The 19,847-nt window shown below is 62.3% G+C and carries 18 protein-coding genes; 10 read left to right on the top strand and 8 right to left on the bottom strand.

All coding sequences use genetic code 11. The features are described 5' to 3' along the window. The first annotated feature begins 4 nt into the window (after positions 1–4). From FQ746_RS21140 to FQ746_RS21110, 6 genes are all read left to right on the top strand, one after another. Entirely contained in the window at positions 5–1,321 is a 1,317-nt protein-coding gene (locus FQ746_RS21140; RefSeq protein WP_144111605.1) for a cytochrome-c peroxidase, read from the top strand. A 113-nt stretch (positions 1,322–1,434) separates the two neighbouring features. Then, positions 1,435–2,070 (top strand): lytic transglycosylase domain-containing protein, encoded by a 636-nt coding sequence (locus tag FQ746_RS21135; protein WP_144111604.1) that lies wholly within the window; start codon positions 1,435–1,437, stop codon positions 2,068–2,070. A 169-nt stretch (positions 2,071–2,239) separates the two neighbouring features. Continuing rightward, positions 2,240–2,926 carry a DUF2242 domain-containing protein gene (locus tag FQ746_RS21130; protein WP_144111603.1) on the top strand — a complete coding sequence of 229 codons (687 nt, stop codon included), beginning with the start codon at positions 2,240–2,242 and terminating at the stop codon, positions 2,924–2,926. A 714-nt stretch (positions 2,927–3,640) separates the two neighbouring features. Next, complete coding sequence (locus FQ746_RS21120; RefSeq protein ID WP_144111601.1) at positions 3,641–3,892, top strand: hypothetical protein; 252 nt, start codon at positions 3,641–3,643, stop codon at positions 3,890–3,892. 62 nt (positions 3,893–3,954) lie between these two features. Next, the gene (locus tag FQ746_RS21115) at positions 3,955–4,707 is read left to right on the top strand and encodes an IclR family transcriptional regulator C-terminal domain-containing protein (RefSeq protein ID WP_144111600.1); all 753 of its coding nucleotides are present in this window, start codon (positions 3,955–3,957) and stop codon (positions 4,705–4,707) included. Positions 4,708–4,930: 223 nt separating this feature from the next. Then, the gene (locus FQ746_RS21110; RefSeq protein ID WP_144111599.1) at positions 4,931–5,143 is read left to right on the top strand and encodes a hypothetical protein; all 213 of its coding nucleotides are present in this window, start codon (positions 4,931–4,933) and stop codon (positions 5,141–5,143) included. A 213-nt stretch (positions 5,144–5,356) separates the two neighbouring features. On the opposite strand, the gene FQ746_RS21105 is transcribed toward FQ746_RS21110, so the two are convergent. Beyond that, on the bottom strand, positions 5,357–5,635 hold the full coding sequence (locus FQ746_RS21105) for a hypothetical protein (RefSeq protein ID WP_144111598.1): 279 nt from the start codon (positions 5,633–5,635) through the stop codon (positions 5,357–5,359). Positions 5,636–5,784: 149 nt separating this feature from the next. Between FQ746_RS21105 and FQ746_RS21100 the strand changes: the two genes are divergently transcribed. Beyond that, on the top strand, positions 5,785–6,654 hold the full coding sequence (locus FQ746_RS21100; protein WP_144111597.1) for an NAD(P)-dependent oxidoreductase: 870 nt from the start codon (positions 5,785–5,787) through the stop codon (positions 6,652–6,654). A gap of 293 nt (positions 6,655–6,947) precedes the next feature. Here FQ746_RS21100 and FQ746_RS21095 read toward each other — a convergent pair whose 3' ends face one another. The 6 genes from FQ746_RS21095 to FQ746_RS21070 all read right to left on the bottom strand — a co-directional run bounded on the left by FQ746_RS21095 (position 6,948) and on the right by FQ746_RS21070 (position 13,677). Beyond that, positions 6,948–7,772, bottom strand: coding sequence for an OmpW/AlkL family protein (locus FQ746_RS21095; protein WP_144111596.1), 825 nt, complete (start codon positions 7,770–7,772; stop codon positions 6,948–6,950). A gap of 205 nt (positions 7,773–7,977) precedes the next feature. Beyond that, positions 7,978–9,234: a DUF2957 domain-containing protein gene (locus FQ746_RS21090; protein WP_144111595.1), complete on the bottom strand. Its 1,257-nt coding sequence runs from the start codon at positions 9,232–9,234 to the stop codon at positions 7,978–7,980. 100 nt (positions 9,235–9,334) lie between these two features. Next, the gene (locus FQ746_RS21085; RefSeq protein WP_144111594.1) at positions 9,335–10,765 is read right to left on the bottom strand and encodes a DUF2957 domain-containing protein; all 1,431 of its coding nucleotides are present in this window, start codon (positions 10,763–10,765) and stop codon (positions 9,335–9,337) included. A gap of 506 nt (positions 10,766–11,271) precedes the next feature. After that, positions 11,272–12,219: an N-acetyl-gamma-glutamyl-phosphate reductase gene (argC, locus tag FQ746_RS21080; RefSeq protein ID WP_144111593.1), complete on the bottom strand. Its 948-nt coding sequence runs from the start codon at positions 12,217–12,219 to the stop codon at positions 11,272–11,274. A gap of 254 nt (positions 12,220–12,473) precedes the next feature. Continuing rightward, positions 12,474–13,046 carry a flavodoxin family protein gene (locus FQ746_RS21075; RefSeq protein ID WP_144111592.1) on the bottom strand — a complete coding sequence of 191 codons (573 nt, stop codon included), beginning with the start codon at positions 13,044–13,046 and terminating at the stop codon, positions 12,474–12,476. Between the two features lie 40 nt (positions 13,047–13,086). Next, a complete protein-coding gene (locus FQ746_RS21070) occupies positions 13,087–13,677 on the bottom strand; it encodes a YbhB/YbcL family Raf kinase inhibitor-like protein (protein ID WP_409932414.1) in 591 nt (196 codons plus the stop codon). 315 nt (positions 13,678–13,992) lie between these two features. Here FQ746_RS21070 and FQ746_RS21065 point away from each other — a divergent pair, with 315 nt between their 5' ends. Further along, complete coding sequence (locus FQ746_RS21065; protein ID WP_144111590.1) at positions 13,993–14,682, top strand: response regulator; 690 nt, start codon at positions 13,993–13,995, stop codon at positions 14,680–14,682. Between the two features lie 105 nt (positions 14,683–14,787). On the opposite strand, the gene FQ746_RS21060 is transcribed toward FQ746_RS21065, so the two are convergent. After that, positions 14,788–15,474, bottom strand: coding sequence for an orotate phosphoribosyltransferase (locus FQ746_RS21060; protein WP_144111589.1), 687 nt, complete (start codon positions 15,472–15,474; stop codon positions 14,788–14,790). Between the two features lie 325 nt (positions 15,475–15,799). On the opposite strand from FQ746_RS21060, the gene FQ746_RS21055 reads away from it, so the two are divergent. Next, positions 15,800–17,032, top strand: a complete 1,233-nt coding sequence (locus FQ746_RS21055; RefSeq protein ID WP_144111588.1) for an MFS transporter — start codon at positions 15,800–15,802, stop codon at positions 17,030–17,032. A 381-nt stretch (positions 17,033–17,413) separates the two neighbouring features. Beyond that, a complete protein-coding gene (locus FQ746_RS21050; RefSeq protein ID WP_144111587.1) occupies positions 17,414–19,696 on the top strand; it encodes an NADP-dependent malic enzyme in 2,283 nt (760 codons plus the stop codon). The last annotated feature ends 151 nt before the right edge of the window (positions 19,697–19,847 follow it).

The raw sequence follows: 19,847 nt of genomic DNA, 5'->3' as shown, positions 1-19,847 counted from the left end.
CTCGATGCTGGTTTTTGCTTCGCGCCCGGGCGCACGATCGACTTTCCGCGGCGTCGTACGGCGGGCGGTGCGCGCGGCGTTGATACTGGGCGCGGCGACGACGCTGGCGGGTGTGGCCGGAGCAGCGAATGCCGCTAGCGCCGCGGCGGACCTGCCGGCGGCGTCCGCCGACGTCAAGCCGGTCTATAGCGATGCCGCGGCGCTCGGCAAGCTGATGTTCTTCGACGCGTCGCTTTCGGCGTCCGGACGGATGTCGTGCGCGAGCTGTCATAGCCCGTCGCACGCCTATGGGCCGCCCGACGGGCTCGCGGCGCAGTTCGGGGGCGCGGACCTGCGCTCGCAGGGCACGCGCGCTGTGCCGAGCCTGCGTTACGTCCTGAACCGCACGCCGATGTGGAGTCACGCGCAGGCGGCGAGCCTGTCCGAGCGGCTGAGCGAGACGGACAATGCGCCGGTCGGCGGCTTCGGGTGGGACGGACGCTTCAACCGTCTGCACGATCAGGCGACGTTTCCGCTATTCGATCCGAACGAAATGGCCAACAAGGACCCGGCGGCCGTGCTCGCGAAGCTCGAGCACACGCCGTACGCGGCGCGCTTCAAGGAAGTGTTCGGCCAGAATATTTTCGCGGATCGCAGCAAGGCGTTCACCCAGGCGATGTACGCGATCGAGCGCTTCGAACTGGAAGACCCGAGTTTTCATCCGTACACCAGCAAGTTCGATGACTACCTCGACGGCAAGGTGTCGCTTACGACACAGGAGTTGCGCGGCAAAAAGCTGTTCGACGACCCGGCGGGCGGCAATTGCGCGTCGTGTCATATCGATCAGCGCGGCGCGGATGGATCGCACCCGCTCTTCACCGATTTCAATTTTCAGGCGCTCGGCGTGCCGCGCAACACCGAGTTGCGGGCGAACGCCGATCCGAAGTACTTCGACATGGGCCTGTGCGGGCCGCTGCGTACCGATCAGGCGGCGGATAAGAGCAATTGCGGGTTGTTCAAGTCGGTGTCGCTGCGCAATACGGCGACACGGCGGGTGTTTTTCCACAATGGCCGGTTCCACACGCTGAAAGACGCGCTGCGCTTCTACGTGCAGCGCGATACAAATCCGGCGAAGTGGTACCCGAAAGACGCGCACGGCAAGGTCGACAAGTTCAACGATCTGCCGGTGGCGTTGCGTGTGAACGTCGATACCGTCGACGAGCCGCTGACGCGCCATGCAGGTGAGCGGCCGGTCTGGAGCGAGCAGGATATCGACGACGTGGCCGCATTCCTCACGACGCTCAACGACGGTTACTCGGCCAGGCCCGCTCGACCCAAGTGATTTCCTTTTCGATTCATCGCGGTATCGATTGATAAGACGAATTCCGGTTTTTGGGTGCCTATTTTTCGGGCAGCGCTATAATGCGCGAATTCCTTTTTCTGGCGTCCCTCGCTATGAGCCGGTTACTCTGCCTGATCGTGCTTTCGCTCGGCCTGATGCAAGCCGCAATGGCCGACGAAAATGGCGACCGCATGTCGGTGTATCTCACCCACAAATTTGGCCTCGCCAAAGAGAAGGCACAGAAGATCTCCGAAGCCGTGCAATCCGCCGCGTCGAAATATTCGCTGCCGCCGGCGTTGCTGCTGGCCATCATCTCGATTGAATCCCGCTTCAAGGAAAAGGCCAAAGGCTCGAATGGCGCGACGGGTCTGATGCAGGTCGTCCCAAGCGCCCACCGCGGGCTGCTCAGGAACGTGAAAGACCTCACCGAGCCGACCACCAACATCGAAGTGGGCTCCGCGATTCTGTACGGCTACATGCGCTCGGCCAACGGCGATATGAACGCGGCGTTGAAGAGCTACGGCGGTTCGCAGGCTTACGCCCAGAAGGTCAGTTTGAAGGTGGAAGATTTCGAAAACGTGGCGCCACCGCAGGGCGTCACCGTTCTACCGAACGTGCAACTCGGCGCTTGCGGCGCACGTCCCGATGATCGTTGCGGGGACGCGCAGGCTAACTGGGCCAACACCTTCACCGTGCCGGCCACGGCCGGGCAGTTTGCACCGGGTAAAGGCGCGGCGGCGCCGAACTGAAGCGCAACGCTTCTTTTCTTCGCAGCAGCCCTGCTGCGGTTTTTATCGGAATTCCCAGGTTAAGCAGAGGCTTTAAGCGAAGCGGTCTGCACGCTTTTTACGCGCGATCGACAGTCGCTCTACAATGCTTTCCCATTCGCGCTCGCTGCGCACCTCCCGGTTTTTCTCCATGTCGACGTCGTTTTTCAAAGCCACCGCTGCTGCGCTCCTTGGCGTGCTCAGTCTGGTCGCGTGCACTAACACCCCTCAACCCAAATTCCAGCAGGAACTGTTCGAAACCGGCGCGAGTCCGTACGCCCGCAATTTCAACTCGAACTCCACGGATGCCTGCGAGGCGGCGCGCCGTGCGCTTCTGAGCCAGGGCTATCTGACGACGATGCCGCGCCCGGACACCGTCGACGGTACCAAAAACTTCCAGCCGACCGGCGACACGCATGTTTCCGTCGATTTCCACGTGGTGTGCACGCCGGGCGAAGAGGCGAGCGATACGAGCATCGTCTATGTGAATGCCGTGCAGAACGGCTTCGCGCTGAAAAAGAGCGATACGTCCGCGAGTGTCGGTTTGAGCGTGCTGGGCTCGCTGTCGCTGCCTATCCGCTCGAACAGCGACGCGATGGTCAAGATTTCGAGTGAGACGATTCCATCGGGCAAGTTCTACGACCGTTTCTTCGGGCTCGTCGATCATTACCTGCAAACGGTCGTGCGAACGCAGCCCGTGACCAGTACGCCAATTGAAACGCGTCTGTTGCCGGTGCCGGTCGAGGCGACGGCGCCCGCGCCGCTTCCAGCTATGCCCGATGAAATCGGCAAGGCGGCTTCGGTGCAACCCTCGAGCGAAGCGGTGAGGGCGCCGTAAGCGTCGAACCGATGCAATGCGGCGGCAATTATCCCAATGGGTTTACTTCATACATATATCTTTGTAGTAGTAGTTAACAAGGGTTAACCCGTTCTGTGGATAACTCGGTATTCATCCGTCACATCAATGTCATGCGGAATTCATAACCCTGCGGACCGAATCTGTAGAAAAACTACGAGGCCGGGATAACCTGGCTCACGGCGGATGGGCAGTCCGTCTTGTCAAGATTCGGCCCACAGGCTGTTCCATGCATTGTCCCGAAGTTATCCAGATGCGTTTGTGGATAACCCTGATGCCCACCACCGTACAGTCCGCGCATCGCGGGCCGTTAACTTGTTCAAACCGACGATCAATCCAATGATCAATACGGTACAAAGATTGCGTCCTTCTTTTGCATGCGCGACTGTTGCTATTTCAGCAAAACCATTTCAGCGACGGTCGATCCGGGCATAGAGTTAAAGAAGTTTGTGAAGTCTTTGGTGCAGTGCGGGGGTGTGAGATGAAACGCAGAACAGCACGACAACTCGTCCGTCTTCTTTCGGATATCCGGCATGCCAGCCACTGTACGACGCTGCGGGCGGCAGCCACCAATCGGGCTCTACTGCTCGAATCGGCGCAACAGGATGCCGACGCCGATGCCGATGCCGGCGAGTCCGACGATAGCCCCGAAGCCAATCGCGATGCGCATGAACACAAACCGGCGCGGAGCGGATCATGAGAACGGCAAGCGAGCAGTCCCTGCGTTTCCTCGTTGAAAAATGGCTGGCGCCGGAGCCTTCCGCGCCGGTTCGCGTGACCGAGTTCAGCCGGACTCGCCTGGGTGGTCGACGCTATGTGCGCGTCGAGACGTCCCAGGATGCCGATGCCCGCGGCCTGTTCTTCTTTCGTCACGACGACGGCTGCTGGTGCGTATTTCCGCCCACCGCCGACACGCCCCGTTTCATCTCGCAGCCGCGCGCGGCCTAGCGACCCTTCCTGGCCGGTTACGATAGCCCGTTTTCAGCGGCTATCGGACTGGCAGATCAACCATGGACGAGAAAGACTGGATTGCCGGCGCGGCGAAAGCGCTGGCGATCATCGAAGCATTCGACGAAGAACACGCGCGCATGACCCCGACGATGGTGGCCGCGCGCGCCGGCCTGTCGCGCACGGCGGCGCGCCGTTATCTGCTGACCTTGCGCGAACTCGGCTACGTCGATACCGACAACAAGCTGTTCTGGCTCGCACCGCGCGTGTTGCGGCTCGGTCAGTCGTATCTCGACTCGGCGCGTTTGCCCCGTATCGTGCAGCCGTTTCTGCAGCGCATAACGGCGACCGTGCAGGAAACGGCTCTCGTCTCCATCCTCGATGAACACGACGTCGTCTACGTCGCGCGCAACGGCGTGAACCGGGCGATGGCGGTCGGCTTCGTGCTCGGTTCGCGCGTGGCGGCGCCGTTGTCGTCGGCAGGTCTGGTGTTGCTGGCGTTCCAGGCGCCCGAGAGCATCGAGCAATGGTTGGCGTCGTATCAGATCAAGGTCTTCACGCCGCACACCTACGCAAGCGTCGAACGTCTGCGCGACGTGCTGGCCGAAATTCGCCGCTACGGTTACGTCGTGACCGATCAGCAACTGGAGGTCGGCGTGCGCGGTGTCGCCGTGCCGTTACGCGACCGTCACGGGGCGATGGTGGCTGCCATCAGCGTGAGTATGTCGATCGGTCAGGAGAGCCCGGAAGCCGCTTTGCAGCGCGTACTGCCGACGCTACAGGAGACCGCCAGCCTGCTACGCAATCTCGTTTGATCCCGCACTAGGTAATCTCCCTAATACGGGCTACTTAATGAGTGAAAGGACGACGAAAGCGTGCTGTCTCCCGGAAAATACATATCGAGTTTTGAGCATGACAAACCGCCTACACTGGGTAATACTCTCCCGCGGGGAGCGGGATGGCGCCGTTTTGCCGCCTGCTTTACCGTGCATCTATTCATTCACATTGACTCAGTCGTCCAGGTTTGGGGAACAACACATGAAAAAATTCATCGTCTCGCTCGCAGCTGCATCGATCGCGCTGGTTTCCGTTCAGGCTTTCGCACAATCGTCGGACGCAGCAGCACCGGCCGCTGCAGCTAGCGCGCCGAAGAAGCATCACATCAAGAAGCTGAAGACGCATGGCAAGAAGGCTGGTGTTTCGGCAGCGGCTTCGGCAGCTGGCACGAACGACAAGGGCGCGCAAAACTAAGCCGGCCGGACGTCTTCGGACGCCTGAGGCTTGCCGCACCGGTACGTTGCGGTCCCGCCACTCGTTGGCGGCACGGCGTCTGTCCGGATCGGCGGGTAGCCAGCAAAAAGGCCAGAGCTCGTGCTCTGGCCTTTTTGCATCTGGCGCCGGTGTCGCGCTGCAGTGTCGGGCGATTGCGCTCGCCGCTGGTTGCCGCAACCCGGCTCGTTCAGTTCAGCTCGCCAGTCCGCGCTTGATCACTTCGTTCAGCAGGCCGCTCATGCCTTCGGGATGCGTGAGTGCGCGCTCTTTCAGTTCCGCGACCAGATCGCCGTTCAGTTTGCAGGCAAAGGCAACTAGACCCTGCGCCTGATCGAGCTTGCGTTGCTCGCGCCGGTCGAGTTTCGGCTCGGCGGTGGCGCCTTTGCCGAAGCGGTCGGCCGTGGACAGCTTCATTGCGTTGTTCAGTTTCAGTGCCTTGTTCTTTTCAAGGTCGGTTTTTTTCATCGCCATACGGAAGGCCTCTGCCAGATAAGTAATCCCGTATTGTACGCACCGCGCAGCGACGCCAGCCTCGCGCCGGAAGTTTTGCTGCGCACTGTCCTGCACGTGTCGCATGGGTATGCTTTACTTCGGGTTCTTTGAAGATGACGGAGCGACAGATGGACATCGGTTTTATCGGTCTCGGCGAGATGGGCGCCGCGATGGTGGCAAACATGTTGAAAGCCGGGCACCAGGTGCGCGTGTGGAACCGCTCGCCGGAACGCGCGCAAGCGCTGGTCGACGCGGGCGCGCAAAGCGTCGCGACGCCGGCCGAGGCCTTCGCGGGCGACGCCGTGTTTTCCATGCTCGCGGACGATGCCGCCCTGCGTGAAGTCGTGACCGCCGAGTTGCTGGAGCATGCGCCGCGCGGGCTGATCCACGTGAACATGGCGACGATCTCCGTGACGCTCGCCGAAGAACTGGCGACCGCGCACGCGTCGCGCGGCGTTCACTACGTCGCGGCGCCGGTGCTCGGGCGCCCCGATGTCGCGGCGGCCGGCAAACTGACCATCGTGGCGGGCGGGCCTGCCGAGTCGATCGATCGCGTCCAGCCCATTTTCGACGTGATCGGCCAGAAGACGTGGCGTATCGGCTCGTTGCCGCAGCAGGCGAACGTGATGAAACTTGCCGCCAATTTCATGCTCGGCGCGGCCATCGAAACGCTCGGCGAAGCGGCCACGCTGGTCACCGGCCATGGCCTCGCGATGCAGGATTTTCTCGATGTCATCACGAGCGGCCTGTTTCCGGGGCCGGTTTACGCGGGCTACGGCAAGTTGATCGCCGAGCAGCGCTACGAGCCGGCCTTGTTCAAGGCGCGTCTCGGATTGAAGGATGTGCGACTCGCACTCGCCGCGGCTGACGCGGTGACGACGCCGATGCCGATTGCCAGCGTCGTCCGCGATAGCCTGATCGAAGCGATTGCTCACGGAGACGGCGAAAAAGACTTCGCGGTGCTGGGCCAGGTCGCGGCGCGGCGCGCGGGTCGCTGAGCATGGAGGAACACGGGAGCAACTCGGGGCAGTGGCCGAATTCAACTAGATCCGAAACGTGTTGCTTTTAAGCAACGCAAAGGGTCAACCCTAATTTGAATGTTGCGACGCACCAACCCATTTGCTATAGTCACTCCTGTCTCCTCCATGTCTCCTCTGATATGGATTCAGCCCGCCAAACTAGGCGGGCTTTTTTTTGCCCCGAATTTTTCACCTGCGCACAGCGAAAAAAAGCCGGCGGCCCCTTTCCACAAGGGCCGCCGGCTTTTTTGCATCAACAGCATCGATCGCGATCAGAACTTATAAGACACCGCGAGGAACGAGATGATCGGATCCGCCTTCAGATCCGCTCTCGACACACCCAGCTCCGAGCCGTCCGCTGCCTTGATGATCACCGACGACGTCGTCTTCAGCGGGATATAGGTCACCGACGCCACCAGACCCCAATGATCGGTGATGTTGTATGCGAGACCCACGTTGAAAACCGGCGCCCACGACGACGACGCCTTCGCGGAAATCTGCGTTTGTCCCGGCTTGCCGGCGCCGGCGGCGAGCACGGCGCCGAGGTTGTTCTGCGTGGACTGGATGAACGCCGGGCTCAACTGCACGTCGGAAAACCAGTTGTACGACACGCCGACACCCACGAAAGGCCGGAACTTCGCCGTCGGCGCGTTGAAGTAGTACTGCAGCAGCATCGCCGGGCTCCACTGGCGCACGCTCTTCACGATCGGATTGGTCTGGCGGTCGCCCAGGTTCTGCTGGCCGAGCGCGCCCGCGGGTCCGGGCGGCTGGATCGTCCCCGTACCGTAAATCTTGAATACGGGCGGCACGCCCGCCACGGTCGTCACGGCGATGTGATCGGTCAGGTAGTGGCTGAACGTCAGGCCGACGGTATCGGCGTTATTCGTCGACAGACCGGTGCCGGCCGACGTGAACGAGTTGGGCAGTCGCAACGGTGTGTTGATCGGCGTCGGTGCGACGTTGGTCGTCAATGCCGTGCTCGAGTCCTGCGGCATGACGTGAAACCAGCCCAGCACGGCGACGTTGTCGCCCGCATGCTGGGCGTACGCGCTGGCCGACAGGCAGCCAGCCAGTATCGCGAAAGTGAGTTTTTTCATCGTGTTCCTCCTGAGTCACTCGCTGCGCTCATCGCGTGCGGCGAGCAGCGGCGGTTGGCGGGTGTCGGCCTGCCGCTGCGCTGGATAATCTGAGAACGCTGCTGTCGGCGACGCTGTGAACGCCGCCATGAGCAGCCGGCTGCCGCGGTGCGCCGCAGCCGGGACGCGAACGCCGCGTCGATTCATGGCGGCCTGGCTGCGCCGCTTACTGGACGAAGGCGCCGATCGAGAAGTACGGCGAGGCCGCGTTGGTGATATCGAGGTAGCCGAACACGCCACCCGAGAAAATCATCTTCCCGGTCGGCGTGGTGCCCGTCGATGCCCCGACCTGCGTTGTCGTAACGACACCCGGCACGGTTTGCGTGTAGTCCAGGTTCAGCGCCGTCGCAAGCGAGGCTTGCGACGCGTTGAACGGATCGAGCAGGGTCGCTTGCGCGCCTTCGAGCGCTGTCGTGCGGTAGTCGAACTGGCTATCCACGCCGATGTACTCGCCGTTCTGCGAGCCGGAAGCGATCGTGGCTTGCGGCGCGAGAATCGAAATGCCCGATTCGTCGTCGGCGTAGGGACCGATCTCGCCGTTCACCGGCGTCGTGATCGACGCGTTCGCCGCGCCCGCCCGAACCAGGATCGGCACGAGTTGACCCTTCAGCTTGCCGACGATCATGTAGCCACGACCCTTCGGCGTAGTCGCCAGAGTCGGCGTGCCCTGACCCAGGAACTTGTCGGTTTCGAATGCACTGACGGTTGCGCCGCTGGTGTCGGTCGCATTCACGAAGTTCGTGCCCGGCTGCTGACATTTGCCCGCATTGACACCCGAGTTGTCGCACTCGGAGTAGGAGCCGTCCGCGTTGATCGTGATCGTCGAATCGACCTTGACCGGCGCGAAGCTCTGCGACGGAATCAGGTGATAACCCACCTGGTTGTACGTGCCCTTCACATTCGCGATATTCGTCTCGACCGACGAGAAACCGATGAACGGGTAGTACGGGAACGTCGTGTCGGGCACGGCGCCGACGCCGAGAATGCCGCCGAACGAAATTTCCGCACCGGGGATCGTGCCGCCCGCCACGCCTTCGCCGACGAAAATCCGCGCCGGACGGCTGGCATCGAGACTCGCGCCGTTCAGGCGATACGCGCACTGGTTGAGCTTGTTGGTCGGCAGGAGGGTTTCCTGAGTCAGCGTGCCGCTCGCGGTCTGGCCGGCGCGGGTCGGCGAGACGGTGCCGACGGCGGCCGGAATCGGCGATTGCACGTAGTTGACCTGCCAGGTCATCTTGGTCGTATCGAGTTGCAGCTTGACCAGCTCGCCGCTGGCGCCGCCGCCGGTGAATACCGTCGTGTAGTCGAGCGAGGCGGGACACAGCCGCACCTCAGTCACCGGACCATCGCCGCCACCGCCGCCACCGCATGCCCCGAGCAACGGCGCTGCAAGCGCGAGCACCGACACGATTCTCAACTTCATACGACCTCCAGAATTTCTCGTTTGTGTGCGACCGGAGTCCAATCCGGCCACTTTTTTTTGATATCCCGGACGGCGAGCGGGTCGCCGTCGGGTTTGCCGGTTATTTGCTGATCTGGGCGCCGATGCCGAAGTAGGGGACGCTCGATGTGGCCGAGTTGGCGGACGTTGCGGCAACACCGCCGTTTTCCGTGCCCTGGATCTCGATCGCGTAGAGGCCGCCGGATGCGATGGCGAAACCCGTGGCGCCGTTGGTGTCCTGCACGCCCATCAGACCCGGGCTCGCCAGACCGTAAGCAATACCGAAACCGCTTTCCGCTGCCGACGTGCTCGGGTTGATGAACGTGCCGACGTTGCCCTGAATCAGCGTCGCGGTCGTCCTGAAGTTCGAGTCCGCGCCGACGTAGCCGCCGTCGAATCCGCCGGATGCAATCGGCGTTGCCGTCGTGGCCAGCATGGCGATGCCCGATTCGTCGTCGACCTGAGCGTCGAGGTGCAGCGGTGCCGTACCGAGATTGATGTAACCGGTCCGGATGACCAGCGGCACGGTGGCGCCATTGACCTGGCCAATGATCATGTGCGCCGTGCCGCTCTTGCCGCTGGCGCCGACTAGCGGCAGCGCGAGTTGCGTGCTGATCTGCGGTGCCGCCGTGCTGTCGAAGTAGCCGTTGCTGTTCAGCACCAGCGGGTTGCCCGTGGTCAGGCAGCCGCCTGCATTCGGCGAGTAACCGGTCGTAGCGGTGTTGCTGCTGGTGCAGGTGCCGCTCGCGTCGAAGGTTTCGACGGTGTTGGTCGCAGCCGCGGCATAGGCGCCCGACGGAACCAGGTGATAAAGCAGGCCGTTATAGGTGCCCGGCAGTTTGGTGATATCGGTGGTGGTGTTGGCGAAGCCGAGGAACGGGTAGAAGTCGAAATGACGTGCGGGCACGGCGCCGACGTTCACGATGACCGGCGGGAGAATGTTCAACCCGTCGAACTCGATATCCGCACCCGGAATTCCGCCGCCCGCCACGCCGCCCAGACCGACCAGGATCATCGGCGGATTCGGGTTGTTGGTGTAGTCCGGTGTCGTGTATGGCTGACCGTCGCCGGCGCCGGTGCCGGTGCCGGCGCCGAGAATGAACGCACAGCGCGTCTGTTCGGCAGTCGGCAGCGCGCCGGTGGGCGGGTGAATGACCGCGCCGGTAATGGTCGTACCCGCGCGGCTCGGGGTCACCGAACCCGTGCGCAACGGAACGGGCGACTCGAGCCACTTGAGCGTGTAGGTCATCGCCGTGGCATTGATATTCAACTGCACGACCTCGCCACTACCCGCACCGCCGAGGAACGTGCTGTTGCCGATATCGGCCGTGGCAGGACACAGCGACGTGTCGGTCGCAGCTGGGGTCGGCGCGCCTTGCGGGCCGCAACTCGCACCCGAGCATTGCGGCGTATTAATCGGCGCGGGATCGCTGGCTTTGCCGCCGCCGCAAGCAATCAGTAATGGAGCCGTGGCAATGGCCAATGCCAGACCTCGAGTAATAGCGTGCGACATGCTGCTGTCTCCCTTCATGTAATTGTGCGAGCTAATTTCGCCGTGTGGTTAATGCCTGTCAATTGAATGAGCCGTCTAAAAAGAACGATTCAAACAGCGGAATTTATCCGCAAGCGCACCAGGCGGACGTTCCCCGGCCTTTTAAACAAAGAAGCCTTTCATGCGTGAAAACCCGACCCCGTTGCATCCCCGCACACCCTTGCCAGGTAAGCGATTCAGCAAAATGGCTCTATCATCTTCGAACGACCGTTCGCTAAAAAATAAGGAGTTTCCCTAGGCGGAAAACTATGCTGAGCGGGTTTTTGAAGTGAACGAATTACCGTGCCAGTCGGCGCGATCCGATTTTTCTATTTGAAGTAATGCGGATTAATACCGACTAAAGGCGCGAATCACGGATTGAATAATGGATTTTTAAAACAGAAAAGCCGGTCTGGTGAGGACCGGCTTTGCGTATGAATCGACGGCGAGTTAGCCGCCCGTTTTCGGATTCGTGCTGGCGGTTCGACCTATCGGTTCAGGCCTGTTTCTTCAGCGGTGCCAATGGCGAGGTTCATGCACTGGATGGCCGCGCCCGACGCGCCCTTGCCCAGATTGTCCAGACGCGCGACGGTCACGAAGCGCTCCTGATTGCCGAACACGAACAGGTCGACCCGGTTAGTGTCGTTGTTTGCCTGCACGTCGAAAAAGCCGCTGTCCAGATTGGCTTCTGCATCGAACGGCGCGACGTGGACGAAGGCTTCGCCCGCGTAGTATTCCGCGAAGAGCGTCTGCACGTCTTGCGGCGTGGTCTTCTTGGCCAGTTGGCTGGGCGAGAAGAACGTGGTGACCGCGAGCCCCTTGTAGAAATCCCCGACGATGGGCGTGAAGACCGGCGCCGATTTCAGGCCCGTATGAGCGGCCATTTCCGGCAGATGCTTGTGCGTAAGGCCCAGTGCGTAGGAGCGCGGGCTTTTCAGTTTCTCGTTACCGCCGGCTTCGTAGTCGGCAATCATTTTCTTGCCGCCGCCGCTGTAGCCGGTAATGGAATAAGCGTGGGCAGCGAAGTCCGGCGCGACCACACCGGCTTCGACCAGCGGCCGCATGGCCAGCACGAAGGCCGATGCATGGCAGCCCGGCACGGCGATGCGTTTGGCGGTGCGCAGCCGCTCGCGTTGCGAGCGCGCCAGTTCCGGCAGCCCGTAAGCCCAATCGGCGGAGGTGCGAAATGCGGTGCTGGCGTCGATCAGCACGGTGCGATCGTTTTCCACTAGCGAAGCCGATTCGCGGGAGGCGACGTCGGGAAGACACAGAAACGTGACGTCCGATGCGTTGATGAGACGACGGCGCTCGTCGAGGTCTTTGCGTTTCGCTTCTTCGATACGCAGGATTTCCACGTCGGCGCGTTGCGACAGGTATTCAAAAATCTTCAGGCCGGTCGTGCCTTCCTGTCCGTCGACAAAAACTTTCGTGCTCATCTCGATCTCACTGGCTTGCTGGAAACGGGGCGCGACGCGGCGCCGGAACGGTATTTTAAGACCTGATGGCGGCAACCGTGCGGCGGGGAGTGAAAAAGCGGGTGAAAAAACGACGATGCGCGCCGAAAGTGACATCGGCGTGACCGGTTGCACGCCAGATGCATGCCGATAAAGACAATACCGCAGCGCACGGCGGGCCGGCGGCTGGCTGCTCTTTGCTTGCCCGGTCCGCCTCGCTCGCTTGAGCTGCCGTCTTAGTTCGCCGCCGCAATCCAGCGCGCCGTCACGGTGGCCACCCGCGCGCCGAACCGGCGTGCGGTCTCCAGATCGCCGGCCGGCGGCGCTTCCTCGGGTGTCGCATCCGCGGGCGATTGCGTGAGCAGGCCGGTCGAGCCGCCGACGTAATTCAGGTCGTCGCGCGTCGCGGCCTTGGTGTTCGACGGCATCATGCCGGTGCCGGCCCAGATCATCCCGTGCTGCATCGCGAGCGTGACGAAGTACTGGATCGTCGAAAACTTGTCACCGTTCATCGTCGCCGAATTGGTGAAACCGGCGGCGATCTTGTCCTTCCACGTCTGGCCGAACCACGGTTTCGAACTGGCATCGGCAAACTTCTTGAAGTCGGCGGACGGGCCGCCCATGTACGTCGGCGAGCCGAAGACGATGGCGTCGGCGCCGGCCAGCTCCGCCCACGCGGCGTCATCGATTTCGCCGACGGGCAAAAGCCGCGCGTCGGCGCCGGCTTCGAGCGTGCCGGCCAGCACGGCCTCGGCGACTTTCTTCGTATGGCCATAGCCGCTGTGATAAACGATGACGATTTTCGACATGGGACGCTCCGGGAGTGAGCAACTGGTTGAGAGAGGGGGGCTAGCGTCCGTAGTTGACCACGATTTGCGCGTGGCCAATGGCGACGGTGCTGATTTCGTGATCGAACATCAAAGCCGGCCGGCCTTGCGCGAGCCGCAGATCGGCCGAGTTCAGCGCATACACGGTGATGACATAGCGATGCGGTTTGCCCGGCGGCGGGCACGGACCGCCATAGCCGTCGCTGTCGAAGTCGTTGCGCGCTTCGACGGCGTGGAGCGTTTTGAGAAAGCCCGAAGAACTCGCGTTCTCGGGCACGCTGCCGACGCCGGCGGGAATGCCCGCGACCGCCCAGTGCCACCAGCCGCGGCCGGGCGCATCCTGATCGAACACGGTAATTGCGAAGCTGCGAGTGCCTGGCGGCGCGTTACGCCAGCTGAGTTGCGGCGAACGGTTACCGCCTTTGCAGCCGTTGCCGTTGAAGACCTGAGCGGTGTCGAGCGTGCCGCCGGCTTTGACGCTGGCGCTGCTCACCGCGAATGCGCTGTCGGCGAATGCCGGAGCGCCGGACGCGGCCAGCAGAAGAAGTCCCAGCAGGCTGCAGATAGCGGACGACGGGCGGGAGAACGACAGCCCGAGCCCCGTACGCGGCAAACATCGCCGGCACGACGATGCCAGCGAAACGTGCAGGCAATGCAAGTGCATGTGCCGGTTCTCCTGTCAGGGCGCGAGGCGGACGTCCTCGTGGGGGTTTATTGTCCCTAATTTGTGTCTCGCGGTCGAATCCTGTCGAACATTAGCTCTCCGATCGATGATTGTTAGCAATTGCAAGGATTGGATGAGGCGAAATCGGCTATAGTCGGAGGAATTGTCCGCGCGTCTTCCGCCGCGTATCCGATCAGGTTTGAGTATCAAAGAATAGAAATGCTAGAAGTTCTGGAGAGCGGTTCATTTGTAGAGGGGAGGGCAATGCAAGATCCCGTCAGGGTCGTGGTCGCCGACGACCATCCCGTCATTCTGTTCGGCGCCGAGCAGGCCTTGCTCAAGTTTCCCGGTCTTCAGGTGGTGGCGCGTGCACGGCAGTCGACGGAACTGGTCAAGGTGCTGCAGACCGTGGCCTGCGACGTCCTCGTCACCGACCTTGCCATGCCGGGCGGCCAGTACGGCGACGGCTTACCTCTCATCGGTTATCTGCGGCGCAATTTCCCCGAGCTTCCCATCGTCGTCCTGACCATGCTGGAGAACGCCGCGCTCCTCAAGCGCCTGAGCGAACTCGGTGTCACGTCGGTCGTCAACAAGTCGGACGATCTCAGTCATATCGGACTGGCCGTCCAACACGTCAGCCGTCATCTCGAATATATGAGCCCATCGGTGAAGGCATCGCTCGATGCGCTGCGCATGAATTCCGGTGGCAAGAACGACGAAGTGATGTTGTCGCGCCGCGAACTCGAAGTGGTGCGGCTGTTCGTATCGGGCATGACCATCAAGGAAATTTCCGAGCAACTGAACCGCAGCATCAAAACCATCAGCACGCAAAAGAACACGGCGATGCGCAAACTCGGTATCGATCGCGACTCCGAACTGTTCCAGTACGCGCAGAGTAATGGCTTGATGAACCTGTCGTCGCATTCGGTGACGGGAAAAACCGGCGGCTCCTGAGCGCGCACTTTTCCAGCGCGCCGCGGCAAAAAAAGGCCGCCTGTCGTGAGACAGGCGGCCTTTTTCGTACTGCGGATTCAGCGGATCAGCAGATTTCGCGCAGCCTTACTGCGGCGTAGCGTTAGCGCCGCCGTGCGCCGCCGACCACTCGGCCGGCGCGTGCAGGAATTTTTCGACTTCGTCGAGCGTGTTGGTGTCGAAGTACTTGTTTTCTTTCGCGACACGCAGCACGTCCCACCACGTGGCGAGCGCGTGCAGATCGACGTCGATGTCTTTCAGCACGGACACGCTTTCCTTGAAGATGTTGTAGTGAAACAGCACGAAGCAGTGATTCACCGTGGCGCCGGCGGTGCGCAGCGCGTTGATGAAGTTGATCTTGCTGCGGCTGTCCGTGGTCAGGTCTTCGACCAGCAGCACGCGTTGACCTTCGGTCAGCAAACCTTCGATCTGCGCGTTACGGCCAAAGCCCTTCGGCTTCTTGCGCACGTATTGCATCGGCACCATCAGGCGGTCGGAGAGCCATGCCGCGAACGGGATACCAGCGGTCTCGCCACCGGCGACCGCGTCGATCTGCTCGTAGCCGACGTCGCGCAGGATGGTGGTCTCCGCCATCTCCATCAGGCCCCGACGCACGCGCGGGTAGGAGATCAGCTTGCGACAATCGATATACACCGGGCTTGCCCAGCCGGACGTGAAAATATACGGTTTCTCCGCGTTGAAGTGCACTGCCTGAACTTCCAGCAGCATCTTGGCGGTCGTGTCGGAGATCGTCTGGCGATCGAAGCCTGTCATGGGCGAATCCTTGGGTGTAAGCGGGGAGAAGCGGGCGCAAGGCCCGGTGGCGCAGCCAGGTGTCACGGTCGGCCGGGAAGTGCAGGCCGGTTTGCTGCGCGCGTAGGCGGGCATTTTACCTGAAAGAGGCACGCCCGAGGTAGCGGGCTGGCCAGGCACACGGCGGTCGCCGTCGGCGGGCCGAGCGCTCCCGTCCGCGGTCGAGCCAGCTTCCCGAGCCGCTTTTTGGTCGGCTTGTGACCGGCAAGGCCCGCCTTTACACTCACGCGAAATTCCCGGGCGCTCGCTCTGCGTTGCCGTCCCCTTGCCCTACGGATGGCTTTCGATGAACACCGCTTCCTCCTCCACCCACAGCGCTGCGCCAGCCCGGCGCGGCTACGCGGGCCGCGCGCTGCTCGCCGCGGTGCTCGGCTACGCGATGGACGGCTTCGATCTGCTGATCCTCGGCTTCATGCTGCCGGTGATCGCGGCCGACCTGCATCTGAGTTCCGCGCAAGCCGGCTCGCTGGTGACGTGGACGTTGATCGGTGCCGTCGCGGGCGGCCTGATCTTCGGCGTGTTGAGCGACTATTTCGGGCGCGTACGGATGCTCACGTGGACCATCCTCGTGTTCGCGGTCTTCACCGGACTCTGCGCGCTGGCGCAGGGCTACCCGGACCTGCTCGCATATCGGACCATCGCCGGCATCGGGCTCGGCGGTGAATTCGGCATTGGCATGACACTGGTGGCCGAAGCCTGGCCGGCCGCGCAACGCGCGCGCGTGTCGTCGTACGTGGGACTCGGCTGGCAACTCGGCGTGCTGGCCGCGGCGCTGCTCACGCCGCTGCTGTTACCGCTAATCGGCTGGCGCGGCATGTTCGCGCTCGGACTGTTGCCCGCCGTGGTGTCCTTTTTCGTGCGCCGTCGCGTGGAAGAGCCGGCGCTGTTCACCGAGCGCGCGGCGCGTGGCGCACGCAAGCTGCCGCTCAGGCGTCTCGTCGCCGACGCCCGTACCGCGCGCGCGAGCCTCGGCATCGCGATTCTCTGTTCGGTGCAGAACTTCGGCTACTACGGGCTGATGATCTGGCTGCCGAGCTATCTGTCGAAGACCTTCGGCTATTCGTTGACGAAATCCGGCTTGTGGACGGCCGTGACCGTGCTCGGCATGGCGTGCGGCATCTGGCTGTTCGGTGTCGCCGCGGATCGCTTCGGGCGCAAGCCGACGTTTCTGTTCTACCAGGCGGGCGCACTGGTGATGGTTTTCGTCTACGCGCATCTGACCACGCCGAGCGCTTTGCTGATCGGCGGCGCGGCCATGGGCGTGTTCGTCAACGGGATGATCGGCGGGTATGGTGCGCTGATCTCCGAGTTGTATCCCACCGACGCCCGCGCGACCGCGCAAAACGTGCTCTTCAACATCGGCCGGGCCGTAGGCGGCTTTGGACCGGTCGTAGTCGGCGCGCTGGCCGCCCGTTATTCGTTCAGCGCCGCGCTCGCGCTGCTCGCCTGCATCTATCTGCTCGACATCTTCGCGACGCTGTTTCTGATCGCCGAACGCCGCGGCGCGGAACTCGACTGAGTTCAGCGGCACCGCGTTCCGGCAACTGCCGATACACCGGATTCGCGTCCGCCGAAGCGCCGCGCGAGTGCCGCGCCAGTGCCGCGCTATGCGGCGCTGCACCATAGCCAGCGGGCGTTTCGCCGATGGTGAGGATCGGCTATCCGCTCTTTCCGGCGCTGCATTCAGGGGTACACTAACTGCCCCGCGCAGCACTTCCGCACCGTCTTGCCCTCCGCCGAGGTTCGACGCCGCGCCGAACCGGCGCCCGCGATAAACCGCCTCTGTCGACCATCCATCCGATCGATGCATGCGACGCCGACGGTACGCACCGCTGCTGGAAGCCGGGCCTAATTTCTCTTCTTTGTTTTCACGTTTCTTTCACGTTCTTCAGGCCAAACAATGGACGAACAACTCAAGCAAAGCGCTCTCGCCTATCACCAGAATCCGAAGCCGGGCAAGATTTCCGTCACGCCGACCAAGCCGCTGTCGAACCAGCTCGATCTGTCGCTGGCTTATTCGCCGGGCGTGGCCGCGGCCTGTATGGCGATCTACGACGAACCGCTCGACGCGCAGAAATACACCTCGCGCGGCAACCTGGTCGGCGTGATTACGAACGGAACGGCGGTGCTCGGCCTCGGCAACATCGGCCCGCTCGCGGCCAAGCCGGTGATGGAAGGCAAGGGTTGTCTGTTCAAGAAGTTCGCCGGCATCGACGTGTTCGACATTGAACTGTCCGAGACCGATCCGGACAAGCTGGTCGAAGCCATCGCGATGCTCGAGCCGACGCTCGGCGGCATCAACCTCGAAGACATCAAGGCGCCGGAATGCTTCTACATCGAGAAGAAGCTGCGCGAGCGCATGAAGATTCCGGTCTTCCACGACGATCAGCACGGCACCGCGATCATTGCGTCCGCGGCCATCCTGAACGGCCTGAAAGTGGTCGGCAAGAAACTCGACGAAGTGAAGCTCGTGTGTTCGGGCGCGGGCGCCGCCGCTATCGCGTGTCTGGATTTGCTGGTGAACCTCGGTCTGTCGAAGCAGAACGTGCTGGTCACCGACTCGAAGGGCGTGATCTACGAAGGACGCGGCAATCTCGATCCGTCGAAGGAACGTTACGCGGCCAATACCGAAGCCCGCACGCTCGCCGACGCGATTCGCGGCGCCGACGTGTTCCTCGGCTGCTCGAGCGCCGGCGTGCTGAAGCCGGAGATGGTCGTCGAGATGGGCACGCAGCCGCTGATCCTGGCGCTCGCGAATCCGGAACCGGAAATCCGTCCGGAAGACGCAAAGCGCGTACGCCCCGATTGCATCATCGCGACCGGCCGTTCGGACTATCCGAACCAGGTGAACAACGTGTTGTGCTTCCCGTTCATCTTCCGCGGCGCGCTCGACGTCGGCGCCACGACGATCACCGAAGAGATGAAGCTCGCCTGCGTGCGCGCGATCGCCGAACTCGCCGAAGAAACCGATCAGGGCGATGAAGTCGCGAAAGCCTATGAAGGCCACTCGCTCGAATTCGGTCCGGAGTATCTGATTCCGAAGCCGTTCGATCCGCGTCTGATCATCAAGATCGCGCCGGCGGTCGCGCAGGCCGCGATGGATTCGGGCGTCGCCACGCGTCCGATCCAGGACATGGATGCGTATCGCGAAGAACTCGGCACGACCGTGTATCGCACCGGCATGGTCATGCGTCCGGTGTTTGCCGCGGCGAAGTCGGAGCCGGCGCGCATCGTGTTCGCCGAAGGTGAAGACGAGCGCGTGCTGCGCGCCGCGCAATTCGTGTTGCTGGAGAAAATTGCGAAGCCGATTCTGGTGGGTCGTCCGTCGGTAATCGAGATGCGTTTGAAGAAGATGGGCTCGAAGCTGAAGTGCGGTGAAGATTTCGAAGTGGTCGATCCGGAGGACGATCCGCGCTACCAGCAATCGTGGCAGGCGTATCACGAACTGGGCGCGCGCGAAGGCGTGACGCCGGACGTCGCAAAAGCCGCGATGCGCAAGTTCAACACGTTGATCGGCGCGATCCTCGTGCGTCTGGGCGAAGCCGACGGCATGATCTGCGGGATGATCGGGCAGTACCACACGCATCTGAAGTTCATCGAGCAGGTGCTCGGCAAGGCCGACGGCGTGCAGAACTTCGCGGCAATGAATCTGCTGATGCTGCAAGGGCGCAACCTGTTCATCTGCGACACGTACGTGAACGAAACGCCGACCGCCGAACAGCTCGCCGACATGACGCTGCTGGCTTCGCGCGAAATCGAAAAGTTCGGTATCACGCCGAAGGTCGCATTGCTGTCGAACTCGAATTTCGGCAGCGCGCCTTCCTCGTCGTCGCAACGCATGGCGGCTGCGCGCAAGCTGATTAGCGAGCGCGCACCCACGCTCGAAATCGACGGCGAAATGCACGGCGACGCGGCGTTGTCCGAAGCGGTTCGCAAGGCGGCATTCCCCGGCACGACGCTGACCGGCGAAGCCAACCTGCTGATCATGCCGAACGTCGAAGCGGCGAACATCACGTACAACCTGCTGAAGATGATTGGCGGCGAAGGCGTGACGGTCGGACCGTTCCTGCTCGGCGCGGAAAAGCCGGTGCATATCCTGACGCCCGCTGCGACGGTGCGCCGGATCATCAACATGACGGCAGTGGCGTCGGCTAACGCGCTGCAGAAAAAGAACGCGCAATAAACGTTGCCCGATAGCTTCTGAAAAAACGCCACGGAGCCTCGGTCCGTGGCGTTTTTTATTGTTCGCGTTGTTTTCGGCGCTCGGTCCTAATTGCGGGATATCCCAAAAAATAAGGCCTTAAATCATCCAGTAGACTCTTGCGCAGCTAGCC

This window comes from Paraburkholderia sp. BCC1886 (assembly GCF_900996245.1).
Taxonomy (GTDB): Bacteria; Pseudomonadota; Gammaproteobacteria; order Burkholderiales; family Burkholderiaceae; genus Paraburkholderia.
This window is presented reverse-complemented; position numbering and strand designations above follow the sequence as displayed.

Excerpts from the sequence above, each read along its gene's own strand:
- FQ746_RS21135 (WP_144111604.1), top strand. The coding sequence starts at position 1,435 with ATGAGCCGGTTACTCTGCCTGATCGTGCTTTCGCTCGGCCTGATGCAA.
- FQ746_RS21060 (WP_144111589.1), bottom strand. The coding sequence starts at position 15,474 with ATGACAGGCTTCGATCGCCAGACGATCTCCGACACGACCGCCAAGATG.
- FQ746_RS21120 (WP_144111601.1), top strand. The coding sequence starts at position 3,641 with ATGAGAACGGCAAGCGAGCAGTCCCTGCGTTTCCTCGTTGAAAAATGG.
- FQ746_RS21050 (WP_144111587.1), top strand. The coding sequence starts at position 17,414 with ATGGACGAACAACTCAAGCAAAGCGCTCTCGCCTATCACCAGAATCCG.
- FQ746_RS21075 (WP_144111592.1), bottom strand. The coding sequence starts at position 13,046 with ATGTCGAAAATCGTCATCGTTTATCACAGCGGCTATGGCCATACGAAG.
- FQ746_RS21065 (WP_144111590.1), top strand. The coding sequence starts at position 13,993 with ATGCAAGATCCCGTCAGGGTCGTGGTCGCCGACGACCATCCCGTCATT.
- FQ746_RS21115 (WP_144111600.1), top strand. The coding sequence starts at position 3,955 with ATGGACGAGAAAGACTGGATTGCCGGCGCGGCGAAAGCGCTGGCGATC.
- FQ746_RS21090 (WP_144111595.1), bottom strand. The coding sequence starts at position 9,234 with ATGAAGTTGAGAATCGTGTCGGTGCTCGCGCTTGCAGCGCCGTTGCTC.
- FQ746_RS21100 (WP_144111597.1), top strand. The coding sequence starts at position 5,785 with ATGGACATCGGTTTTATCGGTCTCGGCGAGATGGGCGCCGCGATGGTG.
- argC (WP_144111593.1), bottom strand. The coding sequence starts at position 12,219 with ATGAGCACGAAAGTTTTTGTCGACGGACAGGAAGGCACGACCGGCCTG.
- FQ746_RS21095 (WP_144111596.1), bottom strand. The coding sequence starts at position 7,772 with ATGAAAAAACTCACTTTCGCGATACTGGCTGGCTGCCTGTCGGCCAGC.
- FQ746_RS21105 (WP_144111598.1), bottom strand. The coding sequence starts at position 5,635 with ATGGCGATGAAAAAAACCGACCTTGAAAAGAACAAGGCACTGAAACTG.
- FQ746_RS21140 (WP_144111605.1), top strand. The coding sequence starts at position 5 with ATGCTGGTTTTTGCTTCGCGCCCGGGCGCACGATCGACTTTCCGCGGC.
- FQ746_RS21130 (WP_144111603.1), top strand. The coding sequence starts at position 2,240 with ATGTCGACGTCGTTTTTCAAAGCCACCGCTGCTGCGCTCCTTGGCGTG.
- FQ746_RS21085 (WP_144111594.1), bottom strand. The coding sequence starts at position 10,765 with ATGTCGCACGCTATTACTCGAGGTCTGGCATTGGCCATTGCCACGGCT.
- FQ746_RS21110 (WP_144111599.1), top strand. The coding sequence starts at position 4,931 with ATGAAAAAATTCATCGTCTCGCTCGCAGCTGCATCGATCGCGCTGGTT.
- FQ746_RS21055 (WP_144111588.1), top strand. The coding sequence starts at position 15,800 with ATGAACACCGCTTCCTCCTCCACCCACAGCGCTGCGCCAGCCCGGCGC.